The 15,115-nt window shown below is 40.0% G+C and carries 7 protein-coding genes and 2 tRNA genes; 3 read left to right on the top strand and 6 right to left on the bottom strand.

The window, feature by feature from the left end; translation table 11 throughout:
* Positions 1-80 precede the first annotated feature (80 nt).
* Entirely contained in the window at positions 81-872 is a 792-nt protein-coding gene (locus AB657_RS01305) for a glycerophosphodiester phosphodiesterase (protein ID WP_047244852.1), read from the top strand.
* A 60-nt stretch (positions 873-932) separates the two neighbouring features.
* Positions 933-1,811 carry a glycoside hydrolase family 16 protein gene (locus AB657_RS01300; RefSeq protein WP_084696357.1) on the top strand — a complete coding sequence of 293 codons (879 nt, stop codon included), beginning with the start codon at positions 933-935 and terminating at the stop codon, positions 1,809-1,811.
* Positions 1,812-1,976: 165 nt separating this feature from the next.
* Here AB657_RS01300 and AB657_RS01295 read toward each other — a convergent pair whose 3' ends face one another.
* From AB657_RS01295 to AB657_RS01280, 4 genes are all read right to left on the bottom strand, one after another.
* Positions 1,977-3,773, bottom strand: a complete 1,797-nt coding sequence (locus tag AB657_RS01295) for a DUF3472 domain-containing protein (RefSeq protein ID WP_198146852.1) — start codon at positions 3,771-3,773, stop codon at positions 1,977-1,979.
* A 24-nt stretch (positions 3,774-3,797) separates the two neighbouring features.
* On the bottom strand, positions 3,798-5,447 hold the full coding sequence (locus AB657_RS01290; protein ID WP_047244851.1) for a RagB/SusD family nutrient uptake outer membrane protein: 1,650 nt from the start codon (positions 5,445-5,447) through the stop codon (positions 3,798-3,800).
* A gap of 17 nt (positions 5,448-5,464) precedes the next feature.
* Positions 5,465-8,407 (bottom strand): SusC/RagA family TonB-linked outer membrane protein, encoded by a 2,943-nt coding sequence (locus AB657_RS01285; RefSeq protein ID WP_084696456.1) that lies wholly within the window; start codon positions 8,405-8,407, stop codon positions 5,465-5,467.
* A 306-nt stretch (positions 8,408-8,713) separates the two neighbouring features.
* Positions 8,714-12,802: a hybrid sensor histidine kinase/response regulator transcription factor gene (locus AB657_RS01280; protein WP_157491536.1), complete on the bottom strand. Its 4,089-nt coding sequence runs from the start codon at positions 12,800-12,802 to the stop codon at positions 8,714-8,716.
* A 346-nt stretch (positions 12,803-13,148) separates the two neighbouring features.
* Here AB657_RS01280 and AB657_RS01275 point away from each other — a divergent pair, with 346 nt between their 5' ends.
* Positions 13,149-14,516, top strand: coding sequence for a Gfo/Idh/MocA family protein (locus AB657_RS01275; RefSeq protein ID WP_047244849.1), 1,368 nt, complete (start codon positions 13,149-13,151; stop codon positions 14,514-14,516).
* A 376-nt stretch (positions 14,517-14,892) separates the two neighbouring features.
* Here AB657_RS01275 and AB657_RS01270 read toward each other — a convergent pair.
* Positions 14,893-14,967 (bottom strand) — tRNA-Pro (locus AB657_RS01270).
* Between the two features lie 31 nt (positions 14,968-14,998).
* Positions 14,999-15,082, bottom strand: a tRNA-Ser gene (locus AB657_RS01265).
* Between the last annotated feature and the right edge of the window lie 33 nt (positions 15,083-15,115).

Here is a 15,115-nt window from a genome sequence, read left to right as displayed (position 1 = left end):
GTTGAGTTAGTTGAATTAGTTGAGAAATTTGGGCATAGGCTAAAACCTATGCCCAAATATTAATGTTTAAAATGTAACGTATGAGATTTATTTACCTATTGATTACCACGTTGGTAATCGGTTCTTGTTCCAATACAAAAAAGACACCGAATTTTGCCCAGAACAAAGTGGTAGCCCACAGAGGCGCCTGGAAAACCAAAGATTTACCCGAAAACTCTATAGCCTCATTAAAAGAAGCTATTCGATTACAATGTGCCGGTGCTGAATTTGATGTTCGCATGACGGCCAATGATTCTTTAATAATAACCCATGATCCTGAGTATGCCAATTTAAATATCGAGGAAACCTCTTATCAAGAACTTAGCAAGTTTCCTTTAAAAAATGGAGAAGTACTACCAACTCTAAGAGAGTATTTGTTGGAAGGTCTAAAAAATAATACGTCCACCCGTCTTGTATGTGAGATCAAACCTTCAAAAAACAAGGAAAGAGGCTTATTGATTGCGGAAAAAGTGTACAAATTGATAAACGAGCTAAACGCACAGCACATGGTCGTCTATATCAGTTTCAGCTACGACATTTTAAAAAGATTGGAAGAACTGAACCCTGAAGTGCACACACAATACTTGGACGGAAGCAAGGCTCCAGAGGTATTGAAAAATGATGGTATAGATGGTGCCGATTATCATTTTTCCGCATTTAAAAAACACCCAGAATGGATTACCAGTGCCAAAAAGTACAATATTACCCTAAATGCCTGGACGGTAAATGAAGAGGAAGATATGGATTGGTTGTTGAAGAACGATTTTGATTTTATTACCACCAACGAACCAGAGCTTTTACTAAAGAAAGCAACACAGCCCCTAAAGAAATAAGGCATTTATATTTTTCATAAAAGTCTTTATCTTTTATACACCATAAAATACAAGATACTCATGTTCTTTAATCAAAAATATTTTGTAGCCGTTATTTGTACAACCCTTAGTATTGGCAGCTGCAAAAACAATATTAAAAATACTAAAGACCAATTAGGGAAAGAGCCAAAAAAAGAATTCGTTTTGGTATGGGCCGATGAATTTGACGGTACCGGAAAACCAGACCCTTTAAATTGGAACTACGAAACCGGATTCATTAGAAACAATGAAGCACAGTACTATACCAACAACCCTAAAAACGTTCGTGTAGAAGACGGTTTTCTCATCATAGAGGCCCATAAGGAACAGGTGAAAAATGACGCATTTGTTTCCAAAGAGGATAAAAACTGGATAAAAAACACGGAGTTCGGTGAATACACCTCTGCCAGCCTCACCACCAAAGACCTTAACGAATGGAAATACGGAAAAGTAAGTGTTAGGGCCAAATTGCCCAAAGGTACCGGAACATGGCCCGCCATATGGATGCTGGGCAAGAACTGGAAAGAAGCAGGTTGGCCCAAGTGTGGAGAAATCGACATTATGGAACATGTTGGTTATGAAAAGGATTCCATTTACGGAACAGTGCATACGGAAGCGTTTAACCACATGAAGGGTACCGAAGTAGGCAAGGCTGTTTTTATTGAAAATCCCTACAGTGATTTTCACGATTATTCGATTCAATGGACTCCCGAAAAAATTGAATTTATTTTAGATGGTACCGTTTACCATCAATTTAAAAACATGAACAAAACCGATGCCGAGTGGCCTTTTGACCAAGCTTTTCATCTAAAACTAAACTTGGCCATTGGTGGCAGTTGGGGTGGACTAAAAGGCATTGACAATAGCATCTTTCCCCAAAAAATGATCATCGATTATGCTAGGGTATACCAGCTAAGATAATTTCTTTATAATCTACAACCTTATACTCGTCTTTTACAGGAGTTTAAAGTTGATAACGAAAAAAGGCACGGAAAAATCCGTGCCTTTTGTCAACTAACTCAACCATAAGAATTAAACTGTTATGAAAACATAACTACATGGAAGATCCTTCTATATTGTTAAAAGTTATAAAGCAATCCCTATAGATACCTCTGCCAAAGCGGCGAACCTATCACCATCGAAAGCATCTATAGCTGTCAATTTAAAATATCTAAACATCGCTGGGTCGGACAGTTTTACAACCTGTTCATTTGCACTATCCAACAAGATGAACTCCCCTAAATCTTCCCACGTAACACCGTCTGTACTTACTTCAATACCTAGGGTCTTTATTTTTCGCGATCCATTACGTTGGTTGATCTGAATTCTATCGGCCGTGTTAGAGGTTTTCATGTCAACGACCAGTGTATGCGGATACGCAAAGGTCTCCGTACAACCGTTCCAACAAGAATGCCAATAGGTATCGGAATCCCCATCAATTATAAGGGTCGCCAAACCATTATCGCCTTCCCCTACTTCCTCTTGTGAAGAAAATTCCAAGACTTCCCACGCACTTTTATCGAAAAACTCTATTTCCTCTTCTTCGGGTACGACCACTTCTGGAAGTGCCCCAAAATCTATATTGGGAACATTTCCGGTTCCTGTTCTAGAGAACACACTGCCATACGTAGTGTTTTCATTAAAGAAACCACAATTCTTGAGATAAAAAGTGTTGTTCTCTATTCCACCCTGATAATCTTGTCGAATACCCGCGTTCGCGGTGGCATCATATGTGAAAGTTGCTTCCGTTACCTCATGCCAATTTCCGGCAGTATCGCGTACCCATTGGTTTGTATAGGTTCCTTTTCTGGTTATGTAACCGGTCTTGGTATCAAAATTTTCTAAAAAAGAGTGAAAATTTGTCAAATAGGTATTTGTTTGCGGTCTTCTAAAAGATGCTATCAAATGCCATTCGCCAAGCTCGGGTGCGTAAAAGTAAGCCGTGTAGTCGGTTGAATTAGACCCACTGGGCTCTCCCTTCAACAAAAATCTATACGTGGTATCCGGTTGCCACTGGTAGGTCATATAACTCTGCCCCCCAGAACCCTCGTCTCCAAATTCACCTACGGTAACACCTGTTCCGTTACCAAGTAATGTGATTCTTTGGTCTTCGGGTATCTCTTCTGGGTTGTCGGTCACATAAGGGCTCCAAACAGAGAACAATACCCTACGCTCGCTCTCTCCGTTCACCTGCATTCCAAAATAACCCTCTCCAAAACCATTTGCCATAAAATAAGACCCGACAACATCTTCACCTTCCGGAACGGTCACCTCATTATAAAACCAAACAATATCAGAATCGGGCGTGGTATATTTTAGATGAACCGAAGGCCCTCTTCTACCAAAATAGAAATCCTCCTCGTTTTCTACAAAAGCCACTCCATTGGAGACCGATGTACCCCCGAGAAGTACATTGTTTATATCGCCAATATAGGTTGCCGCCTTTTCCAATCCTTGAATTTCTATAAAATGATACCCGGCACTCGCCAGATCAAACTGACCTATTTCTACATCTGCATAATCTGTATTGGTAATCTCCTTTTCTACAGTTTCGTCACCAACGGTAACCCTGATCTTAGAAGTACCTTCAGGGGCCCTGATATTGAGACCAACGTTCAAGGTTCCTGATGAAGACACCTTAAAATAAGTACGTATCACATCATCCAATTCTATCCAATTATGGATTCCAGAATCATAAATTACGGTATTGTTCTGAGCAATATTATTAACTACCCAGCTGTTCCCGCCCGGGGGAACGGTTACCGAAAAATCAAGGGACCCTTCCGCAGGTTCTTCGGTACTGGCGGGTTCTGGGTTATAAAGCACCACATCGGAATCGCAACCGAACAGGCCAATTATCATGACAATAAATAAAACTTTCATTTTTTTCACGATTCTATATTTGGCCTAGTTGTTCTGAATCAACGTTGGTTGTGCCGCTATTTGAGATTCTGGAATATATTCTATAACACGTGGATCGTCTGGGGTTACCTCATAATACGGATTGTTTCCGTTTAAGTGGGTACCAGGATAACGCCTGTCCATAGTTCTTCCATTTCTAAAAACATCGAACTTTCTATGGCCTTCATAGGCTAATTCCATACGGCGCTCGTCCAATACCACATCCAACACTGATTGTCCTTCAGGAAAATCCGTAGCATCTTGATACGTAGGTATACCCGCACGCTCACGAATAACATTGATATTGGCAAGGACTTCGCCTGTATTTCCCAGTTTGGCATAGGCCTCTGCCCTGTTCAAATACATTTCTGCCAATCTTGAAACCACGGGCGACCATAAATGGGGTACATCTTCTTGCAATGACGTTTTTAAGATGTAGTACTTAGGATAACCGTTTCTCTGTGCCATTTCATAATCACGGATAACGTATTGTTTCGTACCCGATCCATCCATAAAATAGTAAAGGGTTTTACCATCGCTATCTTCTGACAAAACTTCGTAGGTCTGTCCGTCCATTTCAAAAGAAATAGTACCGCCATCTTCGGTTATATACTGAAAAACGTATTGATAATCGTCGTTTACCCAGAATACCACTGGGATCCTTTCTCCATTTTCATCGTATAGGTATTGGGGCTCTATAAACCCTAATCGGCTATCTTCAGGATTTTGAAGTAAAAGATCTAAATAAGTTCTAGAGGCATACATTTCGCCCCAACCAGAACCTTGTATATTGGCATATAAAGAACCTACGGTATACCAACCATGGTTATAATCTGACTCCTCTAAATATTTGAAACAAAATATAGTTTCACTGTTATCGTCCGGATTCAAGGTTATATATGATGGAAGCTGGTCCGTAGAAAGCATGGTAAACCTTCCCGATTCTATAACCTCATCGGCATAGTCTATCGCCAACTGATTTTCTCCCATGTATAGATACACTCTAGAAAGCAAGGCCTGTGCCGCTTCTTTTGTAGCATAGCTATTGGTTTTGTTTATGGTCATTAAAGATTCGGCCTTTAACAAATCCTCTACAATTTGATCATACACTTCACCAACCGTATTTCTGTCGGGAGCATCGGATATATCTGAACTCAATTTAAGTGGTACTCCCAAATTTGAAGTCCCTTGTGTATAGGGTCTACCATAGATATTTACCAATTGAAAATAGGTCATGGCCCTTAGGTAATAATTTTCACCGATCAGCTGGTCCATTTCAGGGCTATCGCCTTCGGTACCCATCTCTATAATACGGTTACACCCTACGATCGCCTTATAACCGGAGGTCCAAAAATCATTAGATCGGCTACCCGTTGCAAGGTTATTATAATTATAGCTATAAAAAAGTGGGTCTGTTGTGGTACCGCTCAAAGACACGTTATCTCCCGGGTATTCTGCCAATCTGTGCAACTGTGGCATAAAGCCGTTACCATCGGCATCTCCCTTTAGCAAGGCATAATTTCCAAGCGTAGCAGATTCGAGTCCTTCTGCATCTTCGAACAATTCTTCCGAAGCAATGGAATCATACGGAAACTTATCTATTTCACAGCCCGTAACCACTAAAGCCAATAAAGCGCTGTATATAATTTTCTTCATGTTATCTTTTTTTAATGTTAAAATGAAACGTTGATCCCTAGAGTAAAACGTTTTGATACCGGATATAGAGAACTGGAATAGCCATCCGATCCTACTTCTGGATCCATACCGGAGAAATCTGTAAAAGTGAATAGGTTATCTCCCGAGACATAGAATCCTAAATGGGTAATCCCCATAGACTCGATAGCTTTGGAAGGTAATGAATACCCCAACTGTATATTTCTTAACCTAAGGTAACTGGCATCTTCCAAATATCTTGAAGACGTTTTATTCGAAAGGTTATTTCCTCCGTACACAAGTTTTGGGTGTGTAGCAATGTCACCAGGCTCTTCCCATCTAGACCAACCATCATACAAAACTTGTTGGTTATAGGTAGGATAAGCGCCATCGGAATCGTACAATTCTCGACTGTAATTATAGATTTTTCCCCCACTTACAAAATTGAAATTTGTAGACAGGCTAAACCCTTTATAATCAAAATAGCTGGTAAAACCTCCATAAAAATCAGGAGACGAAGTACCTACGATCTGTTTAGTAGCTGCGTTGTAATCGTTGGTAACCGATTTTTCACCTGTTTCACTATCAACTACTTCCCAAAGTGGGTCTCCGTTTTCTGGATCAACCCCCATCCATTTTCTCATAAACCATGAGTTGTAGTCCTCTCCTTCTCGTGATACCTTGGTACCCCTATCTATTTCTGCACCTTCGTACAATTCCGTTATTTCGTTTTTATTAAATCCGATGTTTCCACCTAAAGACCAGGTAAAGCTACCTTCATCACCGGTAATGATATCGGCATAAACAGAAGCTTCGAAACCTTTGTTCTTAACACCTCCAATATTCTCCCAATAACCTGTATAACCACTGGTAGAAGGTAGTGTTACATAATAAAGAAGGTCTGAAGTATCTTTGATATAATATTCTGCCGAGAAATTGATTCGGTTAAAGAACCTGGTATCTATACCAAAGTTGGATAGGTACGACTTTTCCCAAGAAAGGTCATCGTTTCCTAATTGTGAAGGTGTAGTGGCCGTGTAACCATCATACACATTGGTTAAGCTGTAAAGGTCGTACTGTGGGTACAAAGAGCTTGGACGGTTACCTACCGACCCATAACTTACCCTAAGCTTTAATTGATCTACCCAGTCCGCTTTAAAAAAGTCTTCGTTGTGAATGTTCCATCCTAAACTCCCAGAGTAAAACGTACCGTATTGGTTATCGGCACCAAAATTAGATGCCCCATCCCTTCTTACCGAAACCTGGGCCATGTATTTAGAATCATAAGAATAATCACCATTAAAGAAATAGGACTGTAGGGCATAATCGTTGGTCAAACCATCTACGGCAGCAGGGGTAGCTGCATTACCCAATATCTCCGTACCGGTTACAATACCGTAACCCGTTGCCGAATCGCTCTCGTACTTATAATCGTTATACTCATAGGCAACCAAAGCGTTTACATAATGTTTGCCAAAATTATTGGAGTATTTAAGCATTTGGTTGGTAAAATTGGTAACTCGCTTGGCATTCGATTTGTTTATGGATCCATTGGTTGCCAATCCTGAGTTCGACGACGGGTCGGTATATGATAATCCGTTGGTGTAATAGAAAGAAACACCGTTGGTAGATATGAACTTCACATTTTTGAAAAGGTCATACTCAAAATCAAAATTGGTATATAGCTCCAGTGTTCTGTTTTTACTGTAGTTCCATTGTAGGTCGTACAGGTAGTTAGATGCATCTCTACCATACCATGTAGTACCCGCTTCTTGAGGGTTTATCACATTACCTTCCTCATCATACGGTTGATCCCATGGCAAGTACGTATACATAGCATACAATGAATGTTGCTGATTGTTGGTCTTTTCATAACTTACCGCGACTCTTGGTTTTAAGGTCAAGCGATCGTTAACATCGTAACTATGGTTTAACCTAAAGGACACCCGATCATAATCATACCCTTTTACCGTTCCTGTCTCGTTATAATATCCTAAAGAAGCAAATGTTTTAGATTTTTCGGTACCACCGGTAAAGACCATACTATAATCTTGTAGCATGCCAGTTTGGGTTCCATTGTCGAACCAATCGTAATCGGTATCCTTTAAACTTTCATCGAACCAAGCAGGAATATTCTCCTGATTACTGTACGATAGGTAATGGTCGTATAATTGGCCCGAATTCATTACTTCAAAGTTTCCTTGGTTTAAATTAGAATAACCTACCCTAGAGGACAATGAAAATGTGGCCTTGTCAGATGTACCTTGTTTTGTAGTTACCACAATTACCCCATTTGCACCTCTAGAACCATACAATGCCGTTGCAGATGCATCTTTTAATACAGAAATAGAATTGATCTCTACAGGGTTGATATTAGGCGTTGTGTGCATGATCATACCATCCACTACCCAAAGTGGGGCCACATTACCATTTATAGAAGACAAGCCCCTTATACTAATGCTTGGTGTAGAACCTGGTTGACCACTAGACTGCACAACCTGTACACCCGATGCCTTACCTTGTAACATTGTTGAAACATTTGGAGTGACAACATCTGTAAGCTCTTCCGCATCTACCGTGGCAACAGATGACGTTACCTCCGACTTGCGTTTTGAAGTATATCCGGTTACAATCACCTCTTGTAACTCAGACACCTCTTCTTTTAATAAAATCTGCAAACTAGAACGGCCGTTTACAGGAATCGCCTTTGTCTCGTAGCCAATGTAACTGACCAAAATAACATCATCGGCATGTACGTTTAACGTAAAATTACCGTCAAAGTCGGTTACGGTTCCCTTTTGTTTTCCTTGGATAACAATACTTGCCCCTGCAATAGGAATTTCGTTATCGGCATCGGTAACAACACCTGTTAATGTGCTCTCTTGAGCAGTGGCCGTAAAATTCACGGCAACAAAAATGAGTAAGAGGGTAAAGCCCCTTAACCTCCTCGAAAATCTATCCATATTCATTTTTTTGAGTTAGTACTAGTTTACTGTTTATCAAGAATGTGCTCCGTTAAATGTTCTACCTAGAATATCTGAACATTTTGTTAACGATACGCAAACACCTTCTTAACGTAGTTTCAAATCTAATCAGCACTATGGGGTATAGGGGGGTGTTTTTAATCGCTTAGGGTAGAATTTTTAAGCAAATCGAAAATAAAGGAGATTTTCTGCAACCTTTTGAACATAATTTTGAAATTAACTCAAACAAATAGACAAAAAGCATCATTTTAAACAAGAGAGGAATGAGCTTAATTTGTAGTGGATTTAAATTTTGATTCCAAGGTCTTCGAGGTTAATTTCTCCCTCTTTCTGTTGTACTTCCTTTTTTAAGGTCGAAGGAGATTTGCCAAATGCTTTTTTAAAACTTTGGCTAAAATATTTGGCATCTTTATACCCTACGATAAAGGCTGCCTCAGAAACTCCATATCCACTTTCTACAATAAGTTGTGCCGCTCTTTTCAATTTTAAGGTCCTATGTAACTCTACAAGCGATTTACCGAGTATTTTTTGGCATTTTCTATAGATTACCGAATAGCTCATATTAAGTGTATTGGCCAAATCTTCCAAACGAAAATCGGGTTCTTCCAAATGTTCGTTGAGCGCCGCCACCAGTTCTGAGATAAATGCATCTTCTTTCGACTGCATTTGATTGGGCAATGGGGTCGCCACCAGTTTTCCCTTTAGTTGCTCCATGGCCTTTTCCCTACCGTTCATTATATTCTGTATGACCAAGGAGAGCTCCCTGAAATTAAAAGGTTTTTGAACATACGAAATGGCTCCGGACTTATACCCGGCAATTCTTGTCTCTGGCGCATCTACAGCCGTAAGCAATATTATAGGTATGGTAGCGGTTAATTTTTCTTCCTGTAGTCGTTCACAGACTTCGATACCGTTCATCTCGGGCATCATTACATCACAAATAATAAGATCTGGCAGTATTTCTTTGGCCAACTCCACACCCTTTTTACCATTATCCGCCAAACATACCTGGTATTTGCCCCTTAATTCATCTTTTAGAAACATTTGCATTTCTACATGATCCTCGATGACCAGTATGGTGTGTCCTTTAGGTTCTTGCTTGGCACCTACAAGACGTCCTCTAACGGGGACCGGGCTATTATCTTTCTTTTCCTTTAGTTCAATGGGCTCGCTTTCCTCGAACAACTTTTCTTCTGAGGAAAACAAGTTCTCCCGTGTAAAAAGCTTTACTTTAAATGTAGCCCCTTTTCCCTGTTTTGAGGCAACACCTATTTCTCCATGATGAAGCTCTATCAACTCTTTTGCCAACGCCAACCCAATACCCGAAGAATCTGTACTTTGTCTTCCGAGATCAGAACGGTAAAACAATTTGAATATTTTTTCTTGATCTTTTACGGGAATACCCGGTCCAGAATCCGATACCCGAAGCTCTACAGACTTTTGTTTCTTATTATATTCTACGCTCAGAGATACTTCTCCCCCGCTCGGGGTAAATTTTATCGCATTCGACAATAAATTGTATATCACATGCTCTATCTTATCCCTATCATACCAAAAAACAATGTCTTCTTTAGGATAATTTTGGTTAAAGTTGAGCTGTTTAAAAGCCGCTTGTTCCTCAAAGGAAACCACCACCGACCTTATGTTGGATATAAAGTTGTTCTTAGTAGCACGTATCTGCAATTTATTGACTTCCTTATCCCTAAGATTGGTAAGTTCAGAGGCTATACGCGAAAGTCTCTTTGCATTGTTCCTAATTAGGTGCAACCTGTTCTTTAGCAATTCATTACCAGAGGCCACTGCCTTGTTCAGCATATCATCTATAGGGGCCAAGATCAGTGTTAAAGGTGTTTGTACCTCGTGCGACATCTTCACAAAAAAATCTACCTTCATGTCGTACATCTCCTTTTCTTTGGCCCCCTTCCACGACTCTTGTTGTAATCGATATCTTAATATCAGCCATTCGTAGATACCATAGAACATGGCAAGCGCCAATAAACCGTAGACTATGTATGCCCATGTAGATTGCCACCACGGAGGTGCAATGTATAGCTTAATCTGTTTTGTGGTCAAATCCCAAATTCCCTTCTTAGAGCCTGCACGGACTTCAAAAACATAGTTGCCATAGGGTATGTTGGTATAAGAGGCTATCCTGTTAGATTTAGGTTCTATCCAATCTTCATCAAACCCCTTTAGCCTATAGGCATATTGGTAATTAGGCGCTAAAATATTATCTAAGGCCGCAAATTGGAATGAAAACGATGTTTGCCCAGCTTCTAATTTCAACTCATCCAGAAACTCTACTCTTTCATTATCCATCGAAGGATAAAAATGTTGAATGGGCTTGTTCAACACCTCTATCTGGCTTATATACAACTTGGCATTGGAATCTTTTTTTTCCATAGATTCCGGTTTAAAGGCACTAACTCCATCGCCTCCTCCAAAGTACAATTGTCCGTCAGAGGACCTGTAGACACTTTTTGTAAGAAAAGAATCGCCCTGTAACCCATCTATACGGTAGTATGATTCCAGATTTTTTGTTTCAAGATCGTAATGATGTATTCCTTGCGAACTTCCCAACCATAATTCGTTATTGGACTGGGTCAAAATGGAAGCTATTGTAATCTCCCTTAATCCTTTTTCTTCCCTTAATGAGATATACGAGCGTTCTACTGGGTCGAACTTTATTAAGAAACGGGATTTTGTAAGAAACCAGAGTTTTCCTTCACTATCCTTATCCATAGCTATTATGGAATAATCTTCCTTATCCAATTCCGGTTCATGGTAAGCTACGGGTTCAAATACGGGATTTTTAAGCCCTTTACTTTCATTGAATCTAAAAAGCATTCCAGGCTCTTGGCTTATCCAAATGCCCCCTTGGTCATCTTCCATCAACCAATCTATGACCTTCCCCGACAAACCGTATTCATTGTTGTCGTATATGGCCAACACTTCCCCTTTTTCATTGTAAATGTTTAATGACGACCTAGAGGCGGTCCACACCCTTCCCTTAGAATCTACAAAAATGGTTCTAATATCGGTTACCCTATGCCCAGCACCATCTCTCACCTCAACTTCTAAGGGCTTGTTGCGTTCACCATGCCTTAAGACCCAAAGTCCGTTTTGGTAGGTACCCACCCATAAATTTCCGAGCGAATCTACCGCCATAGATTGTACAAACTTCCCTTTAAAAGGTATATCTGCACCCTTATCCATAGAATACAATGTCTTGGTCCCATCGACATTCATACCCGTCAGCCCCTTGCCATCGCTACCAAACCACAGAATACTATCCGGGGTTTGCATAATGGACAAAGTCTTAGTGGGTATTTCTTCCTTGCTACCACTATAATAACTAATCGCAGGGTTTACTTTTGGCAGAATATCTATTTGCCCTTCTTTGGTCACCACCCAAATATTTTGACTGGCATCTTCACCTATTTTGGTGATCGTGGCGTTGCTAATGGAAAATTTATTAAGTGGATTAGGTTTAAAATTATCTACCTGACCCGTATCAGGGTCGATTCTAAAAAAACCATCGCCATCGGTACCTGCCCAAATATTTCCCCCACTATCACAATATAAGGCTATGAACATGGGATATTTATCCTCTTCCGAAAAATCAATGTTCTGCGCAAATTGTACAAATTCATTTTTTTGGGGATCTAGCTTTAACAAACCATGCAATTCAGTAGCGATCCATAAATGGCCTTTCTTATCCACTTCCAACTTGATCAGATCGGTACCAAAAGATGTAACGGGAGCCTCTAGCCTGCTCCATAACTTTTTATCGGCATCATAATGGTAGATCGTACCATCTACAAAGCTGGCCCAGACACCATTTTTAGCATCTACCGCGATATCCACTATTGCTGTTTCTCTCTCAATAGTCTCATTCGGCAACACCAAAATGGGCTCAATAGTTTCCGTACTATTTCTATAATAATATAGTTTACCAGTATCGGTACCAAACCAAACAACCTCTTCATTGGAAGAGACTGCTGCTATTTTTTCGTTAATATCAGTATTCAAACCAATTTTAACGACTTCTCCCCTAGTATTCATATAAGATACCTCTTGCAAGGTAGATGCGATCCATAAACGTCTATTTGGGTCTCGATGAAGGAGCACAGGGGATTTATACGAAAAACCATCACCAAAATAGGATGTATAGGGCCTTAGCTCAAAATCATAACCATCATACTTATAAAGACCTTGTGCACCTGAAATCCATACAAAGCCAAGATCATCATAGGTTATCTCTGAATACGCAAGAAAATTTCTGGACAAATGAACAAAGTTGGAACGCTCGTTCTGGGCAAAAAGGCCCATACTGGTAAAAAGCATGCCCATTAGTACAAGCAAAGTGCTCAAACTACATATAAATACTACGTATATTTTGTTTAAAATGAAGTTAATATCTATATTGTTTAATCGTCATTTCCATAATTGGTTTCTACTCCCATCTCTTATCCGCAACAAATCTATCATCGTTCTATGAGAATTTAGTAACAATTAGATAAATTTTATAAGTAAACTTCACCAGTGCAATAAAATTAAGAGCCAATTAACATATTTATTAAGAATCGATAAAAAAACCCCCTAAGATTAACCATTATGTCAACTAAGAACAACACCTAATTGTCTGAAATTTACACCTCATCGAACAAAACAAACTTGAACAAGAAAATCAACAAAGATCTAAATATAAAAGAACGTGATGCAGAATAATCGAAGAAATTTTATCAAAAAAACATCTGCCGCCGGTTTAGGTATGGCAATTTTACCAACCTCCGCGCTTGAGTTTACCACTGGTAAGGATAGTCAAAAATTAAAAGTCGGAGTTATAGGAGTAGGTCTAAGGGGCACCAACCACTTAAACAACCTTTTGTTAAGAGATGATGTAATCGTTACCGCCATATGCGATATCGACCCAAAGAGAATAGAAATCGCAAAAGGTAAAATAGCCGAGAAAGGCAAAAAGAAACCCTTGGTTTTTGATAAAAACGAACACGATTATAAAAATCTGCTGGAAAATGATGATGTAGAAGCGGTCGTGATATCTACCCCTTGGCTTTGGCATACAAGAATGGCAGTAGATGCAATGGAAGCAGGAAAATACACCGGATTGGAAGTATCTGCTGCCAATACTTTGGAAGAATGTTGGGACTTGGTAAATACGCATGAGCGTACTGGCTCTCATCTTATGATTATGGAGAATGTTTGTTACCGACAAGATGTGCTTGCCGTTCTAAACATGGTAAAACAAAATGTGTTTGGCGAGTTGGCCCATTTCCGTTGTGGGTACCAACACGATCTAAGAGGGGTTAAATTCAACGACGGTATAGATCCTTACGGACCAGGAGTCGAGTTTGGAGAAAAAGGTATTTCAGAATCTAAATGGAGAACCCAACACTCTTTATTACGAAATGGCGATGTGTACCCAACACATGGTTTGGGGCCTGTGGCCGTTATGGCAGATATTAACAGAGGTAACAGATTGGTTTCCCTTACTTCGCATGCAAGTAAACCAAGAGGGCTACACGATTATATCGTAAAACACCCAAAAGGGGGCGAAAACCACCCTAATGCCAAACTTGATTGGAAACAAGGCGATGTCATAACCACAACAGTAGAAACGGCCAAGGGAGAGACGATCATAATTACACACGATTGTAACCTTCCAAGACCTTACTCGCTAGGTTTCCGCGTTCAAGGAGTAAACGGCTTATGGGAAGTTGATGGCAATAGAATGTATATAGAAGGAAAATCGCAACCACACCGTTGGGATGATGCAGGTTCTTGGTTAAAAAAATACGAGCACCCTCTTTGGAAAAAATACGGTGATTACGCCAAGGATGCCGGCCACGGAGGAATGGATTTCTTTGTAATGAACGCTTTTGTAGAGTCCGCTAAACAAAACATTGCTCCACCAATGGATGCTTATGATGCCGCCGCATGGAGCTCTATAACACCGTTATCGGAAGCCTCTATCGAAAACAATGGGGAACCACAGGAAATACCAGATTTCACCAGAGGTATGTGGATTAAAAGAAAACCTTACAATTGGATAAAGGAGACCTATTAACAAATAGGTCTTTACTAATCCTTACATAGCAATATACTGTATAAGCGGTTGTAGCCTCTTATACTGGTTGTAAAACTAAACCCCCGACAATTATAAATTGTCGGGGGTTCATAATTTTAAGCAAAAACCATATGAATTATGGGCTACCGCTTCACTTGTTCTTATAGCGAATTCATACTACAAGAATGCAGCTCATTATCTGTACCTTAATGTTCTTAAACCACTTAGAACCCCTATTCCTATACTTAATTTGATAATAGAAAATTAAACAGTGATGTTCTATATATTATTAGCCAATGTTAAAAATCACAGCTTGGTATTTCTTTAAAACAAAAAAACCCGACAATCATAGATTGTCGGGTTTTAAAGTATTATGTCGGGGTGGCAGGATTCGAACCTGCGACCTCCGCGTCCCAAACGCGGCGCGATAACCGGGCTACGCTACACCCCGAAAAGGTTATCTTAAATTTTGAAGAAAATTGCGGAGAGAATGGGACTCGAACCCATGCGACACTTACGCGTCGACAGATTAGCAATCTGCTCCGTTACCACTCCGGCACCTCTCCAATAATTTCTTCAATGAACTTTCGCTTAAAATG

The sequence above is a fragment of the Maribacter thermophilus genome (assembly GCF_001020565.1).
Classification (GTDB): domain Bacteria; phylum Bacteroidota; class Bacteroidia; order Flavobacteriales; family Flavobacteriaceae; genus Maribacter; species Maribacter thermophilus.
This window is presented reverse-complemented; position numbering and strand designations above follow the sequence as displayed.

What these genes read in the sequence shown, in the direction of transcription:
- AB657_RS01305 (WP_047244852.1), top strand. Translation starts at nt 81, where the DNA reads ATGAGATTTATTTACCTATTGATTACCACGTTGGTAATCGGTTCTTGT.
- AB657_RS01300 (WP_084696357.1), top strand. Translation starts at nt 933, where the DNA reads ATGTTCTTTAATCAAAAATATTTTGTAGCCGTTATTTGTACAACCCTT.
- AB657_RS01295 (WP_198146852.1), bottom strand. Translation starts at nt 3,773, where the DNA reads ATGAAAGTTTTATTTATTGTCATGATAATTGGCCTGTTCGGTTGCGAT.
- AB657_RS01290 (WP_047244851.1), bottom strand. Translation starts at nt 5,447, where the DNA reads ATGAAGAAAATTATATACAGCGCTTTATTGGCTTTAGTGGTTACGGGC.
- AB657_RS01285 (WP_084696456.1), bottom strand. Translation starts at nt 8,407, where the DNA reads ATGGATAGATTTTCGAGGAGGTTAAGGGGCTTTACCCTCTTACTCATT.
- AB657_RS01275 (WP_047244849.1), top strand. Translation starts at nt 13,149, where the DNA reads ATGCAGAATAATCGAAGAAATTTTATCAAAAAAACATCTGCCGCCGGT.